A 22,100-nucleotide genomic window follows, 5' to 3' on the forward strand; every position below is an offset into this window, starting at 1 on the left:
CATGGCCGAAGAGAAAAAACAGGTTCCCCTGCGTCTGTCTCCCAAGCTCTATGCCGCCATTGCCGCCTGGGCCGAGGAGGATTTCCGCTCGGTGAACGGACAGATCGAGTATCTTCTCACCGAATGTGTCCGCCAGCGGAAAAAGAATGGCAAATATGTGCCGGAAAAACTGGATGAACCTCCAAAACTGGATCTGTAAACAAAGGACGGGAGCACTTGGCTTCCCGTCCTTTTTCTTGACATCGTTTTGCAAAATCGGTACAATAATTGATAGTGTAAACGCCCCGTTCTGAAAAGAAAATACTGGAAAACAGAAACGGGTGGAGGACGGTGATAAGATGTATCATATTGCGGTTTGCGATGACAATCAGGAAGAAGCACATCTTATCAGCCGCATGGCCCGGGAGATCATGGCTCAGCGGGAGATCGAAGCCCGGGTGGATCTGTTTTTTGATCCGGAAAGTTTGTTGGACAAGCTGCAGCAGGTGCAGAACCAGTACGATCTGTTTTTGCTGGATATCCTGATGGAAGAACGCAACGGCATCCAGTTGGCCCAGGCTTTGCGGCAAAGAGGGTATCGGGGCAAACTGATCTATATCACCGTCAGCCGGGATTATGCTATTGATGGCTACAAGGTCAAAGCCGATGACTATTTGCTCAAACCGGTGGAGAAGGATACCTTGGACCAGGCCATTGGCCGGGTGCTGCCCCGGTTGGAGACCGTTTTGCTGGAAACCACAGGGGGAATGAAAATCCTTCGGCTCCAGCAGATCCTTTATGCCGAGGCTGTGGGACATTATGTGCTCATTCAACTGGCGGATAAAGAAGAATCTTTGCGTTTGCGGGCCACATTGCTCCAGGTCCAGCAAAAGCTGGGGGCGGAAAAATTTGTCCGCTGCCACAAAGGGTATCTGGTCAACCTGGGCCAGGTGCGGGAGGTGCGGGTGAGCACCAGTCAGATCCTGCTTCATAGCGGCGATACCATCCCTCTGGGCCGGCAGTATCGTTATAAAGTACAAAAAGCCGTTGTGCAGTATGTGGAACAGGCCATTTCTTCTTATTGAGAAGAAATGGCCTGTTTTTTTATCCATTTGCCCGGGATGCGTCTTTTTTGAAATAAAGATAAGACTTTACATGGAACAGATTTTCCTGGGTCTCTATAATGAGGACACTGTTATATTCTTCAGCTACCCGGCGCATGGCTTTGATGCCCTGGCCGTGGCCCTCCCGGCGCCGGGGAGACAGGAAATCACCCTGTTCATTCCGCTGGAGACCACCGGAAAAACTATTGGTGCAGCTGACGAAAAGGCCGGCGTTTTCAAAGATCTCCACTTTCAGCTGGATGCTGCGTTTTTGGGGATCAGGCAGGGATGCCACGGCATGGAGAGCGTTGTCGATCATGTTGGACAGAAGCACGGCCAGGTCGGCATCGACAATGCCGATGTGCTGGGGCACCTGTACCGAAGCCTGGAAGGAGGCGTTCAATTTTTGGGCTTGCAGCTGACAATAGGACACCAGGGCGTTGATGAGGGGATGGTCGGTATACCGGCCGGGTGCACGGCGGATCTGGCCGGTGAAATGTTCCACATATTGATATGCTCTCTGGAGATCTCCTTCCTGGCAAAGGGCGGACAGAGCATTCATATGGTGAAGAATCTCATGGCGCATGGCATAGGTTTCGTCCAGGGAACGGCGCAGATAGGCGGCATGTTCCAAGGCGTAACGATTCTGCACTGTCAAAAGCTGCAATTCACTGTTCCGGCGCACGATGCTTTGTACGAAATCATATACGGCCAGCAGGAAAAAGATCAGCAGCAAAAGATGGTTTGCCAGCCGGGTCAGGAAGAAGAAGCTGTGGAGCATCCGGGTATCTTCCCACAGAGAGCAGACATAGGACCACAAAAAGCCATCTCCGGCCAGGGAAAAAAGGATACAAAGGACAAAAAGAAGGAGAAGAACGCCGCCCAGCAGAAAATAGTGTCGGTAATAGGCGATGCCCCGGCGGGCTTGGTGGGCGCAAAGCAGCAGAGAGACGAGCAGGGCCAGAGGAAGCAGACGGCTCAGGAGCAGATTGGTCCACGCAGCACCGCCCTGGTTGTCGATGAGCCGCCACACCAGCCCGATGATCATGCTCAAAGAGCCAAGGGATGGCAAAAGAACCCCCCATTTCCGGACTCTTCCTGCCAGATGGTACCAAAGTGCCCACAAACTGAGCGCCAGAGGGAGCATCTGCAGCCCTACCAGCACCAGAGGACTTTGAAGGAACCAGATCCCATAGGCGCCGTAGGAGACAGTGCGCTCCAAGCCAAAGGATAAAGCCAGAAGAGAAAGGAGCAGCAAACTAATATCCGCTTTGTTGTGATAGAGCTGGAAGAAAAAAAGCCCGGCTAAAAATAACGCTGCCGCCAAAAGCACGCCTGCCGGCAAAGCATCCTGGGCAGTGGCAGCCATAGCCTGGCTTTGATACGATGTGAGGTCGGAGTACAGCGCCAGGGAGGGAAGCTGGTAAATGGAAGCCATTCCTTCGGGATAGGACAATGCCAAAGTCAGCTCTGACGCAGAGCCTAAGGTGACGATATCGCTGTACATGGCGGGCTGACTGCCAGGGTCAAAACGCCCTTCCGCGGGATGATACCGCAGGGAGGGGTCAGCCAAAAGCTTTCCATCGGACAAGACGGCAGCATCACAGCCGAAACGATTCATCGTAAGGATGGCTGTCGAGGTGAGTGAAAGCTCCAGATGGGATAGATCCCGGCTGCAATAGAGGATGGTATCCGGAGGAAGAAGCAAGTTGTCACCTTGGGGAGAAACCTCTGTGCCGTCGGCCAGGGTGAAGCGCCAGGAGGCCGGATCGGAGGCAGGGCTGATGTCCAGACTTTTCAAGGGAGTCTGGGTCATATCAATATAAACAAAGCAGCACCACAGCAGTGCAGCCGCTGGGATCAAAGTCAGCAAAAACCATTTTTTGTCATGGAGAAATCTCTTCCATTTCTCTTTGGAAAGCACAGCCCGCACCTCCATTCATGAGCTGAGAAAGGATACCGAAAAGGTATCCTGTTTTATTTTACGATAAGCACCGTGTTTTATGGGGATTTGACACTATTTCTATCATACAGGAGTTTGTTTCCAGACACAAGCGACTGAGAAGCCGTTGTCATGTTGTTTGTGCCAGATGACTGTCGTTTGTGCCAAAAGTCACTATTCGACAAGATTTTATGCTATTCTCATCATGAAAATATGGCATCTGAGCAGCGGTCTTGGGGCAGAAAAAGCCCGAGGGCTTTTCTGTGTATATTCTCTCTGCCGCGGCTGGATGGGGTCGGGAAGACTGCGGCCCGGCCGGAAGGAGGGGATGAGGGAAGGTGCTTTCCAAGGAACAGACAGCGCCTGGAAAAAAGCCGCTGCGGCCCAAATGGAGCAAGGCTGCAGGGGATCATATCACCCTCAGCGCTGCCACGACCAAACATTCCAGCACTTATTTGCAGGGGCTGGATCTGGAGACTGCCGAAAGCATCCGCCTGAAACCGGCAGAGGGAAAAGATCCCCGGCTGCAAAGTGTCAAGCCCTCCTGCTGTGCTTCCCGTGAGGAACTGCCCCAGCTTTCCGGTCAGGTGGATCTCACCACCGGACGGGCCGAGGTGGGCTATGACCCGAAAAAACGGGATGTGGTGCTGGGTTTTGTCCGGCACAGCAATGACTCCCAGGGGCGGGAAGTGTTGGAAAACAAGGCAAGAGTGCGTACCATCCACGGTCAGGACCGGTTCCGCAGCAACGACGAGACCTTTTCCCAAGGAGCGATGGGCCTGCGGTGTGAAGCAGCCCGGGCGCCCAAGGCGGTGATGGACCGGATGGGAACCATGTCCCGTCGGGAAGGCAGGGAGACCACCATGGATCGGGTGCTCCCCTTTTACGGCGTGGAAGAGGAGCGAGTCCGCCTGCACCAGCTGCAAATGCTGGAGCACCGCAGCGATGTCCGGCGCAGCAGCATTCACAGCGCTGCCTCCGGTGTGGGGACCCTGATCTCCCGCAAGAGGCAAAAGCAAAAAGAGTTCCAAAAAACTTTCTCCCGGGCTTTGCAGAAAGCCGGGGAGAACCGCCAAACCGACGACTATCAGCTTTTTATCCGGAAAAAATGGCTGGCTATGCAGGCCCAGGCTCTGGGACTGGATTCGGAAAGTCTGGGGGAAGAGATTTCCCTGGAGGAAGAAGCAGAGAAGCGGGAGGAACAGGCGGAATTCCCAAAGAGCGAAACACCATGAACACCAGATAGAAAGGAGTGGAAAGATCCCGGGCCGGGCTGGTTGCGGCCTTATCGCTCGAGGATCGAAAGCGTATGGCAGAATATTTGTCTCCCGGTGTCTATGTGGAGGAATTTGACAGCGGCCCGGCTCCCATGCAGGGGGTGAGCACCAGCACGGCCGGTTTTGTGGGCCTTGCCGAAAAAGGCCCCGTGTCCGGCGCTCCGGTGTTTGTCACCGGAATTTCCGATTTTCACCGGAAATTCGGCGGCTATCTGCAGAAGAGCGAATTCGGCGAATATCGCTACCTGGCCCATGCTGTCAGCCACTTTTTCGCCAATGGAGGTGCCCGGGCTTTTGTAATGCGCGTGGCCCCTTCCGATGCGGCAGTGGCCGGCCTGTCCTGCGGCGAAGGCCTGCGTTTTGAAGCCAAGAACCCCGGTGCATGGGGCAATCGGGTCATCATCACCATGGTTCCGGCCAACAAGGCCAAAAGCCAGATCATGGAAGATCTGGGAGAGGGCAAATACGCCCTGAAGAGCGTGGAAGAGTTCCATGCAGGCGATGTGGTGGCCCTGGAGGGCCCCGACGGAGTGGAATACGGCCTGGTGGCCCAGGTGGAGGGCAAGAACATCACTCTGGCAGCTCCCTTCCAGAGCGCCCAGGTGGTGGATCAGGCTCTGCTGCCTCAGGTGACCATCAAAACCTGTGAAATGAACATGGAGATCCGCTGCGAGGATATGGCGGAGACCTATGAGAATGTGTCTTTTAACATCACCACCCCCTATTTCATCGAAAAGATGCTCTCCAAATCCGAGCTGGTCAATGTGACCGCCCAGGCCGTGGAAGAGGCCAAGGCTCCCATTGAGCTGGTGCAAGAGTGGACAGGTTGCCAGAAGGCAGAAGTCCGTCTCCAGCTGTCCGGCGGCCTCAACGGCACAGCGGCTGCTTTGTCCGACGGCGATTTCATCGGCGTGGACAAGGGCCCCGGCGAGCGCACCGGCATTCAGGCTTTCCTGGACAACAGCGATGTGTCCATCATGGCCGTGCCCGGCATCACTTCTCCCAATGTGCAGCTGTCCCTGGTGGCCCATTGCGAAAACCTGGGCAGCCGTTTTGCTGTGCTGGATATGCCCAAAGAAGCCAAGAGCGTGGATGAGATCATGAAGCACCGGAACATCGTGGACAGCGACTACTGCGCCATGTATCATCCCTGGCTGGAGGTCTATGATCCCCTGGACAAGAGAAACACTTATATCCCGCCCTCCGGTTCGGTGATGGGCATCTATGCCCGCAGCGACAACAGCCGGGGCATCCACAAAGCCCCCGCTAACGAGACGGTGATGAACTGCACCGGTCTGTCGGTAGCCTACAACACCGCCGAGCAGGATATGCTCAACCCCAACGGCGTCAACCTGATCCGGTCTTTCCCCGGCCAGGGCATCCGGGTGTGGGGCGCCCGCACGGCCAGCTCCAAACCCCAGTGGAAGTATGTGAACGTGCGGCGTTTGTTCATCTTCCTGGAGGAGTCCATCAAGGCCAACACCAACTGGGTGGTCTTTGAGCCCAACGACGAGCTGCTGTGGATCCGTGTCCGCCGCACCATCGAAGTGTTCCTGGAGGGTGTGTGGAAGAGCGGCGCTCTGGCTGGCTCTACCGCCGCCGACGCCTTCTTTGTCAACATCGGCACCAACACCATGACCCAGGACGACATCGACAACGGACGCCTGGTGTGCGTCATCGGCGTGGCCCCTGTCAAGCCTGCGGAATTTGTCATCTTCCGCCTGACCCAGAAGACCGGCGAATAAGAAAAAGGCTCTCACGATTTTTATATAAGGAGTTGAACAGCAAGTGCTTCCCTATCGTAATTTCCGATTCCGTCTGGAGATCGACGGCTTGGATGCCGGCAGCTTCAGCGAAGTCAGCGGTTTTGACGCCACCATCGATGTGGTGGAATACCGGGCCGGGGACGATCCTGCCATCACCCCCACAAAACTGCCCGGCCTGATCAAATATGGCAACATCACTTTGAAATGGGGCTCTTCTGAGACCATGGTGCTTTATGATTGGCTCATCGATATCACCGAAGGCACCATCGAGAAAAAGACAGTGACTCTCACCGCCCTGGACGAAGAGGGTTCCCCTGCCGCTTCCTGGCGGTGCATCAACGCCTGGCCGGTGAAATACACCGCCCCGGACTTCAACGGCACCTCCTCTGAGGTGGCCATTGAAACCATCGAACTGGCCCACGAAGGCCTGACCCGTACCGAGTGATGCGTCATCGCTGCCGTGTCCTTGTCCTTTTGGACGGGGACACGGCGGCATGTTCTCTTTTTCGGCAAGGTCACCATAGCGAAGAAATGAGGTGCCATACATGGCTTACCAAACAGAATACCCCTTCACTTTGCCCCGGGGCTATATGGATGAAAACGGCACGGTGCACCGGGAGGGCACCATGCGTTTTGCCACAGCGGCCGATGAGATTTTGCCGCTCAAGGATCCCAGAGTCCAGCAGAACCCGGCCTATCTCAGCGTGGTGCTCATGACCCGGGTCATCACCAAGCTGGGCACGCTGCCGGCCATTGACAACCGGATTGTGGAAAAGTTGCCCTCTTCCGATATGGCCTATCTTCAGAACCTCTACCAGCAGATCAACGCGGTGGAGCCCATTCGGGTGGAAGCAACCTGCCCCCACTGCGGCGAAAAGTTCAAGGTGGAGGTATCCCTGCTGGGGGAATAGCAAAAAGCTATCCCTTGGACCGGATCTATGAGGAGATAGCTTTTTTGGGCTACTATCTGCACTGGAGTTATGGCGAACTGATGGACATGGAACACAGGGAGCGGCTCCGGTTTTGCCGGGAGGTTTCCCGGATCAATGACAAAATGAACCAGGAAACCCGGGGCAAAAACATTTTTGATGTATTTTAGCCGGAGCGGAGGGCTTTGGGGAAAGGAGGAAGCGTATGCAGGTGCCCTTTTTCATCACCCGCAGCCGCCAGTATGATCCCATTGTGGCGGTGCGGTTTATTGTGCTGTTCAATGCAGTGACTCTGGGATTTCAGAGCGTTTCGGGCATTGGACGAAGCCAGTCGGTGGATTTCATCAGCGAAGGGGGCCGTAACGATTATCCCATCCGCATCCCCAAACCCCAGACCGAGCCTCACCGGCTCACTTTTAAGCGGGGCTATCAGATGCGCAAGCTGAGCATCACCGGTCTTCTGGCCGGATATGTGGGCAGCCAGGCCATCGAGGCCAAAGATGCCCTGGGCCTGATCCTGGTGCTGGATGAAAGCCAGAGCATCAAGGCAATTTATTCCTTTGTTTCCCAGGGGGTCGTGGAGTGGGAGGTCAGCGATCTGGACGCCACCCGCTCGGAACCTTTGATCGAAACATTCACCATCACCCACAAAGGGCTGAAAAACATTCCTGTTCCCTCTCTGTTTTAGCGGAGAAGAAGGGTGGAAAGGAGGAAGGACATGGGCGTGGGAGGATTCAAACCGATAACCGGCACCATCGGCCGGGGGCTGGGAGAGTTCACTCTGCCTGGCAGCAATGCCGCTTTCTGCCAGTCCATCCTGCAAAAAGGGATCACGGGAGAGGCGCTGTGCCTGGAATCTTTGTCCTATGTACTCCCCCGGGAGGGGCAGGGGGCGGAACAGCCTCCGGTGTCCCAACAGCCGGTGGTGGTCAATCTCTTGATGCAGCTGCGGGCATATTGCGATGAAAGCAACACCTTTCTCCGCCAACAGCACAATTTGCAGCTTCAGCTGACCCGTCAGCTGGACCAGGCACTTTCCACTGCCCGGGGCTCGGTGAGCTCCCAGGCCCAGCAGATCCGGCGGGCTGTGGAAGGGGAGATGCTCCAGGCTGGCCAGTTCCAGCGGGCTCTTTCGGAATTGACCCAGCAATTAAAAAAAAACGGCAAATTCAGTGAAGCGCGGCTGACCCAGACCGTGCTGCCGGGAAGACCTGTCCCGGCCTATGGAACGCAGATTTCTTCTGCTCATCCGGCTTCCTCCTTTTTGCGTTCTGAGCTTCCTGGCCCCAATGGGGCGGAGACCGAAAAAAAGCCCCGGTCTTTGCATCGGGAACCCTTGACCGTGGTGCAAAAACAAGAGCAAGGGGAAATGGTACGGGAGCAGGTTCCATCGCCTCGCGGCTTGCGCCGGCGGGAAACCGTCCATGGACTCTATGGGCGGGGCGAGGCCCGTTTTTCAGACCAGGAGAAAACAGGGCGCAGCCAGGAGAAGAGGGGAAAGAACAGATCCCTTGTCCCCAATGGAGATGCCCTTGAGGCGCCTGTTTTATCCCAAGAGGGAGAAACAGGACGCCGGGGCTCAGCGGTGACAGGGGAAAACTCCCGGGAGCAGCGGAGCCAACTCCCTCTCCAGGGGACACCGGAAAGCGTATCCCAAGGTTCTGTAACCGTTGTTTCGCAGTTGGAGAGTGGGAGCATAGCCCGGCCGGTTTCAGTTGGAAACCGGGAAACACATGGAAAAGAAACAGAGAGACCGGGGGAAAAAAGCCTGCCGGTCCTTCGGACTTTTCCGGCGATTTCCCATCCCTCCTTCCTTTTTCGGCCACAAATCCCTTCAACAAGGATGGGAATGCCTGAAACAGTGGGAAGTTTTCCTCCGTTTGTACCCCCAGGGGGTTTGGGGATGCCGCTATCTCGTTCTGTTGTTCCATCTTCTTATGTGTGGTTTTTCCGTGGGAGGATGTCCCATACCAACAGGCCGCTTGCCGGGCCGTTGATTCTAGCTTCCGAAGGGCCGGCTTGGGGCCGGAAAGAAGAGCGATTTCATGGCCAAGGGATGCTTTCAATGGATTCCTCCCTTGGTGTTGGGAGGGCTTTTCCCGGTGAGAAAAACCAAAGATGGAAGGCAAAGCCGCTGGCCTTCCGGGAGGTCGGTTCCAATGCAGAATCGGTTTCACAGCATGAAGTCCATTCTCCCGTTTCTCCAAATCATCCCCCCGCAGGATGGGCCGATGCCAGAGGAAAAGCCGGAAGGACCCAGACTGCATTCCAGATTCAGGAAAACAGAAGGAATGCTGTAGGGAAAGGGCCAGGCCAAGAAGGTGATCTTTGGTCAAAGACGGCTTGGCCGCTGGAGCAGAAGAGGAATAATTATTCAGATCTCCCATGGATAAGCAGCAGAATACCCTACCCGGGCCTTTTTTGGTCTGCCCCTTTTGTGGCCCGGGGGAGGCCTGGTCTGAGTTCTCCTTTGGTCCATTGGATTGCCGGACAAACAGATCAACAGACACCAGCCGCGCGAACAAGCAGCGAAGAAGCCCATGAGCCGATATACCGTACAGCGCTGTCCACGGGAGAATTGGCCCGGCCCCGTGCTTCCGTAAGGCGGCAACCGGTCAGCAGTGAAACCCATGAGCCGATATACCGTACAGCGCTGTCCACGGGAGAATTGGCCCGGCCCCGTGCTTCCATAAGGCGGCAACCGGTCAGCGGTGAAGCCCATGAGCCGATATACCGTACAGCGCTGCCCACGGGAGAATTGTCCCGCTCAAGTGCATTGGCGGGGCCGCAGCCGGTCAGCAGCGGAGTTCGTGAACCAATATACCGCACGGCTTTGCCGGCCGGCGCTTTTCATCCCCATCCGGTGAAGAAAGGACGCCAAAGATCCTTTTTCCCGTCGGGGCGGGCGGTACTGCCTTCGGCCGCTTCAAAAGCTTTCCGGAAACAGAAAGTTCCCCTGATTCTCCCTTTCCCGCGGCCTTGGGCCTGGGATGGGGAGCCTATGGGCCGGAGTGAGGAGACCGTTGTCATCCGGAGGGCAGAAGAAAGTGGGAAATCTTTCTTTTTCCAGCCGTTTTCCTTCTCTTTTCTTTCTCCCACTGTTCCCGCCCTGGAAAGGGTGGCTCCCATGGGCCCTGCTTCCCCTCCGTCCCCGATGAGGGACAACGGGACTGGGGCCCCGGCTGTAAAGAGGACGCAGCTGCTTTCCCGTCCTTGGCGGGGAAAGGCCTGGAATAACCGAAAGGGCTCTGCGGGTTCTTTGGAAGCTTCCAATCTTCTTTCCCATCCCAATGGAGATCTTCCTACGGCCTGGGAGGAGGAAGCGTCGTGGGATATGGTGTTCCGTACCTCTTTGGACTCCCAGCCGGAACAAAGGGGAGAGCAGGAAAAAGCGGAAACTGCTTCCGGATGGCCCGTGCCGGAGCATCTTGCCTTTGCTTTGGGCCAGGGAAAAACACAGAAATCTGCGCTGCAAAAAGAAGGAGCGCCGGTGATCCGGCGAGGCCAGGGGCTTCCCGCTTTGCTGTCTTTGGAAAATAGCCAGTCTCCCGGCCGCCTGGATGCAACATCTCAGACCATGGTGCACACCGCCTTTTTCCCGGAGTTTTCCGAAGGAACACCGGTTTCGCAGCCGGACAGACCGGCGGTTTCATCCCAGGATGCACCGAAAGGTATGGGCCAGGGCGTGGTCTATCGTTTGCCGGCCCGGCCGCAGAGTGTACCCCAGGAGAAGGAAGAGAGCGGAGAAGAAGTGCTGAGGGCCCAGTCGGTGGATGCTGGATATGTGTCGGCCATGAACGCGGCCTATTCCCATCAGGCGCCGGAGAGCCAGCCCAGGCCGGAAGTTCCCGGGGCCATCAGTCAGGAGACCGAAGAGCGCATCGTTCAGCAGGTGCTGCAGGATCTCAATTATAACCGTATGGCCGCTCAGGTGCTGGAGCGGGTGGAGCGGCGGCTGCGGACAGAACGCCGCACATTCGGACGCTAGAAATGTACTCAGAAGAAAAAGGGGGTGTGGCCTATGTGTGCACTGGGCGGGCGGTTCGGCGCGGTGGATAAAGCCATGTTCATCATCGCCACAAAGCAAAAAAGCAATGGGGAATGGGAGCAGGAAGGGCCGTATCCGGTTCTTTTCAACCCATCCAGCCTGAAAGTGAGCGCCAGTACTCAGGTGAAGCGGGAAGAAGGGGTGGCAAATGAAACGACCCCGGAAACCGCTGCCGCCGACGGCAAGATTCTGCCACGGGGCATTGGGGAACAACAGGTGGACATCACCCTGATTTTCAACATTGTGGAAGAATACAACGCCAAAACCGACGGGGTGGAGTTCAAGGCCCTGGCATCGGCGGCCAGCAGCATCGTCACCAGCCTGATCGGCAGCGGCGATAAGATCGGTCAGGCAGAAAATGCCTTAAGCAATTTGGTAAAAAAGACCGACTTTACCAACCTGAGCCTGTTCAATAAAGATTTGTGCTGCTATACCCCCCTGATGCAGGCGGCACACAAGCAGGTGCCGGTGGCTTTTGTGTGGGGCAATATGACCTATCAGGGAATCATTACCAAGTTTCAAACGGTATTCAACTATTTTTCCAATCAGGGAGCGCCTCTTGGGGCCGAAGTTTCTCTGTCCATGGTGGCCAAGGCCAATGAAAAGCCCATGGAGCAGAGTGCTTCCACCCAAGAGCTGCTGGGCCTGGTGGAAAAGGCGGGGAAATTTCTCCGGTCTCTGCCGATCTGACCGGTTTGATGAAAAACGAAAGGAGGAGAGCTTGTGACCCTCAACGATGCGGCTCAGAAATTCAATAATTTCCAGCGGCCAGTGGCTTATTTTCATGTCAACGGCTCTCCTCTTCCTGGAGAGCATCTGATCTATACCCATATCCAGGTGAATATGTCCACCGGCATGGAGGCCAGCGACTGTACCCTGGAAGTGGTGGGCCAGTATTCCCGCTTTGCAGAGGGGAAGCTTCAGATGGACACCTCGCTGGACAAGCTGGTGCTGGGGGCCAAGCTGGAGGTTTTTCTGGGCTATGGAGAAAGCAAAAACGCTCAATCGGTGTTTGTGGGCTACATCTCTTCCCAGGAAATCGATATCCAGGGGGATCGGGTGGCTATGATCGTCACCGCCATGGACTGCAAGCAGTTTATGATGAACAGCTATCGTTCCCTGCAGAAAAAGGGCATCACCAAATACTCCGAAGCGGTGAACGATGTGCTGAAAAACTACACCTCCCTTTATAAAAGCAAGCAGGTGGAAGTGAGCGGAGAGGTGCTGGCTCCCATCGAGCAGCACAACCAGAGCGATTATGATTTTGTGGTCTCCCTGGCCAAGCGGCTGAATTACCTCTTTTATGTGGTGCAGGATACGGTGTATTTCGTCAGCTATAAGAAATTCACCGACAGCCTGCTGACGGTGGAGCCGGGAGAAAATCTTCGCCGGTTCCGCCGGGAGGTCACTCTGGCCAATCAGGTGAAATCGGTGACGGTGCGCAACCACAACACAGAGGACGCAAGCAAGCCCTTTGAATCCAAAGCCACTGCCGTCACCGGGGTGGGAGGGGGCAAAAAGGCGGGAGCCGACGCCACCAAGCTGATCACCGCCGCCATGGAAAAGGTGGTGGCCGACGGCTCGGTGCGTTCCGAGGCCGAGTCCAAAGCCCGGGCCCAGGCCCTGCTGGATCAGATGTCCATGGGATTTCTCACAGGCACCATTGAGCTTTCGGGAATCCCTATATTGTTCCCCGGCCATATGATCACCCTCAAAGGCTTCAATGAGGACCTGAACCGGGACTATTTTATCACCAAAGTGGTGCATCATCTGGACCGGGATGGATTTGATACCACCGTCCACATTGCGGGAAACAAGATGTAGCAGGGGAGGGAAAACATGAGCATCTTCGAAATGCTGGCTCAGGAGCATGAGGACCAGGCTTTCTGCGGCATCACGGTGGGCATTGTCAGCGACATCAAGGACCCGGAGAAAAAGAACCGGGTGAAAGTCCGGCTGCTCAACCGCACCGACTCCCTCCAGGAGACCGATTACATCCGGGTGATGACCCCCATGGCCGGCAAAGACTACGGCGCCCTTTTCCTGCCGGAAGTGGGAGACGAGGTGCTGGTGGGGTTTGTGGACGGGGATTTCACCTCCCCCTATGTGCTGGGCAGTCTCTATAACACCAAGGCCCCTGGCCCGGGCAAGGTGGAGGAAGGTAAAAACCAGCTGCGCACCATCAAATCCAAAACGGGCCATCTGCTGGAATGGAACGATGGAGAGGAAACCCCCGGTCTGACGCTGAAAACCGCAGGGGAAAGCGCCCTTTCCATGAACGATAAGGAAAAGACCATTGCCCTTACCGACAAGGATGGAACCAATCTGCTGAAGATCGACATCGGGGGCGGCACCGTAACACTGGAGGCCAAGACCAAACTGGTGCTTAAATGCGGCGGCGCTTCCATCGAGCTGGACGGCAGCGGCAATCAGATCACCATCAAGGCTTCGGGAAACATCAAGCTGGATGGCCAGCAGGTGGATGTCAGCGGCAAGAGCGCCGTCAATGTGAAGGCCAGCGGCCAGCTGAATCTGGAGGCCAGTGGCGTCACCAATGTGAAGGGCGCCATGGTGAAAGTCAACTGACAGGGAGGGAAAGAGGATGGCACAGCTGCAAGGATGGGCTTTTCCGGTGGAAGTGGATGAAACCACAGGCCGTATCCGGATGGTGGAGGATGAGGAATGCGTCCGCCAGGACATCCGGCTCATTGTGAAAACCGACCAGGGCGAGCGGAAAATGCGTTCCGCCTTCGGCGCCGGGCTCAACCAGTTCATGTTCCAGAATGTGGATCTGGTGCTGGTCAATCAGATGTCCCAGACTCTGGCCCAGAGCATCAAGCGGTGGGAAGAGCACATCAAGGGAATCAATGTGGGGGTCATGCAGTCTCCAGAAAACCGGACGGCGGTGACGGTGGACATTCAGTATGTCTCCGATATCGACCCCATCCGTCCCCAGCAGATGCGGCAGGAGATGGAGCTGAACCAAGGGGACAGATGACTTTTAGATCATACAGGAAGGAGGAAGGACAATGCAGACACCCAAGCTGGATGGGCGGGATCGCCGGGATATCATGGACCAGCTGAAAGCTCTGGCCCGGAGTTATGTGCCTGAGTGGCGATGGGATGAGGAACACCCGGATGCCGGCATGGTTCTGGCCCATGTTTATGCTGCCATGATGGAAAATACTATCAGTAAATACAACCGGATCATGTACAACCATTTTCTGTCCTTCCTCAACTTGCTGGGTACCCGGCTTCTGCCTCCGGCCCCGGCGGAGGGGATGGTGACGGTGGAAGTGCTCCCGGAGGGGGGAGAGGTCTATCTGCCCCAGGGCACAGTGGTGTATGCCGCCGCCGACACCGATGCCGGCCGGGTCTTTTACGAGACTACTCAGGGCATGACTGCACTGGACACCCAGGTGGACAGCATCTTTTTCACCAGTGCCCGGAAGGACACCATCGTCATGGCCTATGACCGGCAGAAGCCGGGAGAGCCGGTGCGGCTTTTTGACCTGGAAGGGTATCCCCAGCTGCAGCAGCACATCCTGGTGTTCCGGGATGACCGGGCCTTTTATACCAAAGACCGTACCCATTTTATGATGCGTCTCCATCACGCCCTTTCGGAAAAGCAGCGCCGTCAGCTGACAGAGGTGTTTTCCAATGAGGATATGGCTCAATGGGAATACCATACCCAGGATGGCTGGGAACCCTTTGACCGGGTTTTTCTCACAGAAGAGGGCATCGGGCTGGAAGGAAGCCGGGGAAGCCATCCGGTGGAAGTGGAGGGGCAGCAGGCCATGGGGCTTCTTCGCTGCCGCCTGAAACAGATTCCCGATGGAGGGGTCTCCTTTACCCACAGCGCCTGGAAGGGCTGGGGAGAGGGGCTGGCTCCCGACGCTCTGTCCTGGGAGGGAAACCAACTGCCACAGGAGAATTTCTCCCCCTTTGGCGATGGGCTGAGCATCTTCACCGCCTTTCAGTTTTCCAGCCGGGAGGCTTTTTCCAAGGCCGGGGCCGTCATCACGGTGGACTTTGCCCTGGAATATTACAAAGTGCTCATTGAGCAGGCCTATGAGCCCGATCCCATCCGCTACCGCAGCGTCATGACCCGGGAGGATTTTGAAGGCTCCCGGGAGCGGGATGTGCGCATCGAGCGGGTGGTGTGGGAATATTGGAACGGCTTGGGCTGGGCCCGGCTCTTTCCCCTGGGGGAGGAAGAGGATTTCTTCACCCCGGATCAGACCGGCGTGCGGATCAAGCGGCTCACCTTCCGCTGTCCCCCGGACATGGAAAGCCTGCTGGTAGGGGCTGCGGAGGGGCTGTTCATCCGGGCCCGTATCGACAAGCTCTCTTATCTGTTTTCCACCAAGGGCCATTACATCGTCCCCTTTGTGCGCCATATGGAGATCGGCTATCGGTACCAGGACTGGCAGGAAGGGAAAGAGGTGCTGGTGGAGAGCAATGTGGAGCGCAATCTGGTCGAGCTGCCCCACAGCGGCCAGACGCCTTTGGTGACGGCGGGACTTTGCCCCACAGCGGCCATGTATGTGTGCTTTACTAATCCCCTCACCGGCGGGCCTTTGCGCCTCTTCTGGGATGTGGACGAAGGGCTCTTTCCCGCCCCGCCCCCTCTCCGGTGGGAGTATTACGGTATCACCGTCAATGGGGAGCCGGGATGGAAAAGCATCGAAGTGATGGATCAGACCGAAAACCTCACCCGCAGCGGCATGGTGACTCTGGTGGGCAAAAAGGACTTTGCCAAAGCCCGGTTTTTCGGCCGGGAAGGGTATTTTGTCCGCCTCGTGGATGTGGATGGCCGCTATGACGAAAAGAAAAAAGGGAAAAATCCGGTGCTGCGGGCTGTGTGGCCCAATACCGTGCCGGTGATCCAGCGGGAGCGGGGCAGCCGGGCCTATTTCTACATCGGCCGGGGGGAAAAGAACAAGCGGTGTTCTTTGAATGTGCCCAATCTGTGGGAAACCAGGGTTTGGGTCAATGAACATGGTTCCCTTTCGGTAAAGGAAGAAGAGCAGCTGCTGCAAACCCCGGATGTGCTGGTGCAGCGCAGCGCCGAAGGCACGGTGGAACAGATCTGGGTGCCCTGGCGGGAAGTGGACCGCCTGGAAGGGTGCGGCGGGGAAGAGCGGGTCTATATGGTGGACTATTCCCAGGGGGATGTGGTCTTTGGGGACGGACGCCATGGCCGGATTCCACCGGAAAGTGGGGAAGAGAGCATCCTGGTGGAGCACACCCGCTGCGATGGCCACCACGGCAACATCCCGCAAGGGGGGATTATTGGCTTTTTGTCCCGCCCGGCGGGAGTGGCTGGGGTGACCAACCACAAGCCCATCAGCGGCGGCTCTCCCATGGAGACCATCGGCCAGGCCGCCCATCGCCGCACCGGCGAGGTGCTGGAAATGGACCGGCTGGTGACGCTGGAAGATCTGGAGCGGGCCGTGCTGGCCAGCAACCGGAATATCTGCCGGGTGAAATGCGCCGCCCATGTGGACCGGTATGGAAACCCGGCAGAAGGAAAGCTGGCGGTGGCAGTGCTGCCCCGGACCTTTGGCCGGGGCGGGGAGTTCTTCGATGCCCTGGTTCGCCGGGCCCGGCAGATGCTGGAGGAAAAGGCATCCCTACTGCTGGCCGGGGGCGGTCAGGTGGATTTCTTTGAGGTGCGGTATGTGGAGGTTTATGTGACGGTGGATGCTGTCATCCCCGATTATGACTGTTACCATGAGACCCACCAGGCCATCCGCCGCAGGCTGGAGGAATTTCTCGATCCCATCACCGGCAACTTCGGGGGCCAGGGCTGGGAGATCGGCCAGATCCCCAGCCGGGAGCTGATTTACAACAGCATCAAAACCATTCCCAACATCAAATGGATCCGGGGATTGCATCTGTTTACTTATATGATCACCCAGGACGGACGGCAGGCGGTGGAATTTGACCGCCTGCGTCAGGATGGCTTTATTGTGCCGGTGTGTGGCGAACCGGAAATCAATCTGACCGCAGAACAGGGGAGGTGAGGGCGTGCTCAAACTGGAAAAACTCAACAGTGAGACCTTTGAGGACATTGTGGAGGCCGCCGTCAAGGAGATCGCCCGTCACGACACCTCCTGGAACAATCTTCAGGCCGCCGATCCGGGCATGACCCTGGTGGATCTGCTGGCCTGGCTCAAGGCCATGCAGCATCAATATATGTCGGTGATCTTTCCCGAAAGCAAGCGGCGTTTTCTGGAGCTTCTGGGCATGGAATCCCGCCCGGTGCGATGCGCCCGTACATTGGTGGAGGTCTCCGGGGCCGAAACAGACCTCCCTATCCCGGAAGAAAGCAAGTGGCGGGCCGGGGAGCTGGTGTTTGAAAACAGGACCCCTGCCGCCGCTCTGGCAAGCCGGCTGAAAAGCGTGGTGTTCCGCAGCGGAGAGCGGGCGGAGCAAGTGGAAGCCGGACAGCTGGGACAGGGGCGGTTGTTTCCCATTTTCCCCGGTCTGGGAGCCGAACCGGCCCGGGAGCCCCGGGAGGAAATGGAGCTTTTTTTCACAGATCCCATTCCTTCGGGCTGGGTGTTTTCCCTGTATGTTTCCCTTCAGGAGGACCCCCGCCGCACGCCGGTGCAGGAAGGGGACGGCTTTGTGCCCCTGGCCCGGCTCTCCTGGGAGGTTTATACCGGAGACGGGTGGAAAGCGGCGGAAGTGGTGCGGGACGATACCCATGGCTTCCTCTTTTCCGGCCTTCTGAGCCTGTGCCATGATGGGGAGATGATTCCCCTGGAAGAGCAGGGCTTTGCCCTGCGGGTGCGGCTTTTGCAGGACGGCTACGATCTGCCGCCTCAAGTGCGGGACATCCGCTTCAATGTGGTGGAGGTCTTTCAGCAGGACACCCTGGTGCGCCAGGATGTGTTCCATGGCCCGGCGGTGATGGAAAGCCATTTGGGGCTTTTTGGCCGCCATCGGGTCTTTGTCAATGGGGAAGAGGGCTGGCAGGAAACCGGCTTCTCCTTGGAAGAGCAGGATGGAAAGCAAGTGATCCGGCCCCAGCAGGAAGGCGGCGGGGAGACCATGGTGATCTCCTACGGCCTGGACGAGCCCCAAGGGGTGACGCTGGGAAGCGGCACCGGTTTTTCCCATCAGCGGCTGGAGTTTCCCCTGGTGAAAAAGGGCATTTTGGACCTGAATCTGCTCATCGGCCGGGGAAGGGGAGAAAAAGCCGTTTTCACCCAGTGGGAAAAGCGGGAGGACTTTTATTCCTCCGGCCCCCGGGACCGGCATTTCGTCATGGATGCGGAAGAAGGGATTCTTCAGTTTGGCGACCATGTCCAAGGAGTCATGCCTCCCAAAGGCGAGGGAAACATTCTGCTGGGACGGTGCCGGGTGAGTCGGGGCAAGGAAGGGAACATCAAGGCCGGACAGATCCGGAAGCTGGATGCTTTTTCTCCTGCGTTGGCGGCGCTGACGGTGCGCCAGATTCTCCCGGCTTCCGGGGGAGAGGACGGAGAAAAACTGGAAGAGACCCTGGCGCGGGCCGAAGAAGCCCTCCGCTCGGGAGAGCGGGCGGTGACGGAAGCGGATTACCAGGCCCTTCTCCAAAAAATCCCCGGTCTGATTGTGGAAAACAGCCGGGTGCTCACCGGCTTTGCAGGGCCGGAGGACCGGCGGATCACTTTGGTGGTGCAGGGGGCAGGTCGGGCCAGAGAGCAAGCTCTTCCCTCCTACGAAGAGAACATCCGCCGGGTGATGGACCGGCACCGGCTGCTCACCACCCAGATCCATGTGGTGTGGCCCCGGCGGGTGGAGCTGGTGGTGCGGGGCCGCCTGGCCGCCGCCCCTTATGGCCAGGATGCTCCCGGACAGGTGCGCCGCCGAATGGAGCAATTCGTGCGGGATCTCAATCAGAATTTTGGCAGCGTATTCAGCTTTGGGGAGCTTTATTGTGCTGTGGATCTGCTGGACTGCGTGGAGCGGATCGAAAGCCTGAGCGTGGAGCCGGTGGGAGAATACATCCAGAAGACCACCGCCGACGACATTCTGGCGCCCCCCAACAGCATTTATCATATCACCCGCTTCGAGCTGAGCTTCACCGGCAGCTTGTAAGGGGAAAAAGGAGGTGGGACCGTGGCATCGGGAACCAAACATTTTCTCTATAACCGTCGGGAGGACTGGGAGGACATGGGCTTTATCCAGGGCCTTTCCGCCGGAGATGGAGGTTTGTGTCTGGAAAATGCAGGGGAAGGAACCTACATATCCCGCAGCCTGGATACCCTGGAAAAGGGCACGGTGTGGCACCGGCTGCGGCTGGAAAGCACATTGCCGGACAACGCCCGGCTGGAGCTTTTTGTCTATTGCAGCGATGAGGATACCGCCCCTTTCCCGGGCGAGAGCCGTCAGAAGCTGGATGACTGGCTGGAAAAGGCGGATGGAAAGGCCCGGGAAGAGTTTTTCCGCCGCTATGGGCAAAAAAGCTGGGATGACCCTCAGGATCTGACACTCTATGGACTGCAAGGCCGCTATCTGTGGTTCTGCCTTTTTTTCCACAGTTACGACGGGGAGGCCGTACAGGTGCACAGCGTCAAGCTGGAGTTTCCCCGCATTGCCTTTATCGACTATCTGCCCCAGGTCTACCGGGGAGCGGACAGCCGGGATTCCTTTCTGGCCCGGTTTCTCAGCCTGTTCCAGTCCATCTATGTGGACCTGGAAGAGGACATCGACCAGATGCCCGCCCGATGCGATGCGGCGGTCACCTCACCGGAGTTCCTCCGGTTTTTGGGGGAGATGCTGGCGGTGCCCCAGCAGGGGCTGTGGCCGGAAGGCAAGCTGCGCAGCCTTCTCAAACAGGCGGCGGGGCTCTACCGGATCAAGGGCACCCGGCGGGCACTGGAGCAGGTGGTGGAGCTTTATACCGGTTATGCCCCCCGGATTGTGGAGCAGTTTGAACCGGCGTCCCAGCCCATCTGGAGGCAGGACCAGGAGGCTCTGGAGCGGCTTTACGGCAAAAGACGGCATACCTTTACGGTGCTTATGCCAGGCAAGGCCGGCGGCCCGGAGGAATATGCCAGGCTCTATCAGATCATCCAGAGCTTCAAACCGGTGGATGCTGTGTGCAATCTGGTGTTTATGAACGATGAATTGATTCTTGGCCAGCACTGCTATCTGGGGATAAATTCCATCCTGGGCAGAAGCAGAGGCCTGGTGCTGGACGGCGGCGCTGTGCCCAGCGCACCCTATCTGGCTCAATCGGCGACGGGAGGAAGGACGAATGAACAATCTGCAATATAGCTCCGGCGAGCGCAACCATTATTTTTACGGCAAGCTGATGACCGTCCGGGATTTCCAGGACGAGCAGACCTATATGAACAACAAGCGCCGCCTGGGCAACCGCCTGCTCCATGGGGCCGGTATCGTGGCCGGGCTGGGGGTGCTGCTGGTGGACAACCAGACCTTTTCCCTGGAGGCGGGTATGGCGCTGGACTATCTGGGCCGGGAGATCCTGGTGCAGGATCCCTGCGTCAAGCGCATCAGCGCCATCCAGGGCTTTGATCAGATCCAGCAAAGCGGGGATGTGTACCTGGGCATCCGCTACCAGGAAGAAGAGTGCGAAGGCACCTTCTCGGTGGCAGGCAGCGGGGAAAACACAGAGGCCGGCCGGCAGTACAACCGGGTGCGGGAAGGCTATGAACTGTTCCTCACCACAAAGGAGCCCAACCGGCAGATGTTGGGTGTGGACAGTGTGCTTTATGACCTGATCACCCTTTATGACGAGGACGGCGTGCGCATCCGGCTGGAGGTGCCCCGTTATGCCAACACCGATCACCAGTTTGCTTTGCGGGTGCTCTTTGAAAAGCGGGATGTGTCGGCGCCGGTGCATTTTTCCTTTGACATCGAAAGCGACCTGTTCCGCTCGCCCAAGGGGGAAAATCGGGTGCGGGTGGAATACACCGAGACCGAGGTGACCACCCACAAGGAAGTGACCCTGCCCTATACCATGGACTGCGGCCCGGTGAAGGACGATTACACTTCGGTGAAGGTGCCCAAGGAGAGCTTTTCTCTCCGCCTGGGCAGCAAGGAAGCGCCGGGGCTTTCCCAGGAGGTGAGCCAGCCGGTGGAAGTCACCCGCCGGGATCTGGGGGAAGTGGTGATGGAAAATTACTACACCCGCCATTTTGACGAGCTGCTCACGCCCCGGGAGGATCAGGAGATCTACCTGGCCAAGTTCCATATCGTGGCCGGACAAAGCGCCTTTTTCATCGAGAAAGTGGTGCAGAATCCCTTCTCCCAGCATCTTCCCAACACCCAGCTGATGAGCCTTCTGCAAAAGCTGGGAGGCCATCGGGAGGATCATAACGGCGAGAGAAAAGCCCAGCAGGATTCCATGAGGGAAAAAACAGAAAAAAACCAGGCGCCTGCCAAAAAAATGGCCCAGGGTGTGGAAAATGTGGCTTTGGGTGTGGCGCCCAAGGCAGGACGGACCTATTATTCCCATGAGTTCATCCACGGCCTGGGAGCCGGGCGGGTGCGGGCCATGGTGGCCGTGGAGACCGGAAGCCAGGGGAGCAAGGGAGACAACCTGATCTTTGGCGATGGGGTCTTCGGCGGGGAGGAATTTTCCCTGGGAGCTCCGGCCTGTGCCCTGGGGGCCATGGTCAATGTGAAAAAGGGCACCTTGCAGCTGGGGCTGCGGCTGATGGAAAAGACCAGCCAGCAGAACATCCGCCTGCGTTGGTGGGCCTGGAAAGACGAAGAAGAAAACCAGGAGAAGGAAGACCTGGTGGGGGACGTGCAGGTGAGCATTACACCCAATACGGTGGATGTGGAGCCTTTGCAGCAGGTGCGCTTTACCGCCATGGTGGAAGGCAGTGCCAGCCAGGAGGTGACCTGGTCGGTGGCCGAGAAGAACGGCGGCAGCATCGACCGCAACGGTCTTTACACCGCACCGGCCACCGAAGGGGTCTTTGAGATCCGGGCCCAGAGCGCCAAGTATGGCCAGCACCAGGCCAGCGCCTATGTGGTGGTGCGCAAACTGTAAAAAGCCCGATTCCCCGAAGGGGGAATGAGAAGC

General features: G+C 57.5%; 18 protein-coding genes. 17 read left to right on the forward strand and 1 reads right to left on the reverse strand.

Annotated features, from left to right (window positions below):
• Position 1 precedes the first annotated feature (1 nt).
• Positions 2 to 199, forward strand: a complete 198-nt coding sequence (locus H6A25_RS01850; RefSeq protein WP_204750313.1) for a PTS ascorbate transporter subunit IIC — start codon at positions 2 to 4, stop codon at positions 197 to 199.
• Between the two features lie 139 nt (positions 200 to 338).
• Complete coding sequence (locus H6A25_RS01855; RefSeq protein WP_204750314.1) at positions 339 to 1,064, forward strand: LytR/AlgR family response regulator transcription factor; 726 nt, start codon at positions 339 to 341, stop codon at positions 1,062 to 1,064.
• Positions 1,065 to 1,083: 19 nt separating this feature from the next.
• Here H6A25_RS01855 and H6A25_RS13035 read toward each other — a convergent pair whose 3' ends face one another.
• Positions 1,084 to 3,006 carry a GHKL domain-containing protein gene (locus tag H6A25_RS13035; RefSeq protein ID WP_204750315.1) on the reverse strand — a complete coding sequence of 641 codons (1,923 nt, stop codon included), beginning with the start codon at positions 3,004 to 3,006 and terminating at the stop codon, positions 1,084 to 1,086.
• A gap of 356 nt (positions 3,007 to 3,362) precedes the next feature.
• Between H6A25_RS13035 and H6A25_RS01865 the strand changes: the two genes are divergently transcribed.
• From H6A25_RS01865 to H6A25_RS01935, 15 genes are all read left to right on the forward strand, one after another.
• Positions 3,363 to 4,259, forward strand: coding sequence for a hypothetical protein (locus H6A25_RS01865; protein ID WP_204750316.1), 897 nt, complete (start codon positions 3,363 to 3,365; stop codon positions 4,257 to 4,259).
• 74 nt (positions 4,260 to 4,333) lie between these two features.
• Positions 4,334 to 6,046 (forward strand): phage tail sheath family protein, encoded by a 1,713-nt coding sequence (locus tag H6A25_RS01870; protein WP_204750317.1) that lies wholly within the window; start codon positions 4,334 to 4,336, stop codon positions 6,044 to 6,046.
• Between the two features lie 43 nt (positions 6,047 to 6,089).
• Complete coding sequence (locus H6A25_RS01875) at positions 6,090 to 6,512, forward strand: phage tail protein (protein ID WP_118426341.1); 423 nt, start codon at positions 6,090 to 6,092, stop codon at positions 6,510 to 6,512.
• 100 nt (positions 6,513 to 6,612) lie between these two features.
• Complete coding sequence (locus H6A25_RS01880) at positions 6,613 to 6,978, forward strand: phage tail assembly protein (RefSeq protein ID WP_118426342.1); 366 nt, start codon at positions 6,613 to 6,615, stop codon at positions 6,976 to 6,978.
• 14 nt (positions 6,979 to 6,992) lie between these two features.
• Complete coding sequence (locus H6A25_RS01885) at positions 6,993 to 7,166, forward strand: DUF6760 family protein (RefSeq protein ID WP_345941567.1); 174 nt, start codon at positions 6,993 to 6,995, stop codon at positions 7,164 to 7,166.
• A gap of 35 nt (positions 7,167 to 7,201) precedes the next feature.
• Entirely contained in the window at positions 7,202 to 7,684 is a 483-nt protein-coding gene (locus H6A25_RS01890) for a phage tail protein (protein ID WP_204750319.1), read from the forward strand.
• A gap of 2,571 nt (positions 7,685 to 10,255) precedes the next feature.
• Entirely contained in the window at positions 10,256 to 10,984 is a 729-nt protein-coding gene (locus H6A25_RS01895) for a hypothetical protein (protein ID WP_204750320.1), read from the forward strand.
• Positions 10,985 to 11,017: 33 nt separating this feature from the next.
• Entirely contained in the window at positions 11,018 to 11,734 is a 717-nt protein-coding gene (locus H6A25_RS01900; RefSeq protein ID WP_204750321.1) for a hypothetical protein, read from the forward strand.
• A gap of 33 nt (positions 11,735 to 11,767) precedes the next feature.
• Positions 11,768 to 12,868 (forward strand): contractile injection system protein, VgrG/Pvc8 family, encoded by a 1,101-nt coding sequence (locus H6A25_RS01905; RefSeq protein WP_204750322.1) that lies wholly within the window; start codon positions 11,768 to 11,770, stop codon positions 12,866 to 12,868.
• A 15-nt stretch (positions 12,869 to 12,883) separates the two neighbouring features.
• The gene (locus H6A25_RS01910; RefSeq protein ID WP_204750323.1) at positions 12,884 to 13,630 is read left to right on the forward strand and encodes a phage baseplate assembly protein V; all 747 of its coding nucleotides are present in this window, start codon (positions 12,884 to 12,886) and stop codon (positions 13,628 to 13,630) included.
• 16 nt (positions 13,631 to 13,646) lie between these two features.
• On the forward strand, positions 13,647 to 14,042 hold the full coding sequence (locus H6A25_RS01915; RefSeq protein ID WP_204750324.1) for a GPW/gp25 family protein: 396 nt from the start codon (positions 13,647 to 13,649) through the stop codon (positions 14,040 to 14,042).
• Positions 14,043 to 14,073: 31 nt separating this feature from the next.
• Positions 14,074 to 17,073: a hypothetical protein gene (locus H6A25_RS01920; RefSeq protein ID WP_204750325.1), complete on the forward strand. Its 3,000-nt coding sequence runs from the start codon at positions 14,074 to 14,076 to the stop codon at positions 17,071 to 17,073.
• Between the two features lie 4 nt (positions 17,074 to 17,077).
• Entirely contained in the window at positions 17,078 to 19,138 is a 2,061-nt protein-coding gene (locus H6A25_RS01925) for a baseplate J/gp47 family protein (protein WP_204750326.1), read from the forward strand.
• 21 nt (positions 19,139 to 19,159) lie between these two features.
• Positions 19,160 to 20,320: a phage tail protein gene (locus H6A25_RS01930; RefSeq protein ID WP_204750327.1), complete on the forward strand. Its 1,161-nt coding sequence runs from the start codon at positions 19,160 to 19,162 to the stop codon at positions 20,318 to 20,320.
• Positions 20,301 to 22,067, forward strand: a complete 1,767-nt coding sequence (locus H6A25_RS01935) for an Ig-like domain-containing protein (RefSeq protein WP_204750328.1) — start codon at positions 20,301 to 20,303, stop codon at positions 22,065 to 22,067. Before H6A25_RS01930 ends, H6A25_RS01935 begins: the two co-directional genes overlap by 20 nt.
• The last annotated feature ends 33 nt before the right edge of the window (positions 22,068 to 22,100 follow it).

The sequence above is a fragment of the Intestinimonas butyriciproducens genome (genome assembly GCF_016901775.1).
Taxonomy (GTDB): Bacteria; Bacillota; Clostridia; order Oscillospirales; family Butyricicoccaceae; genus Pseudobutyricicoccus.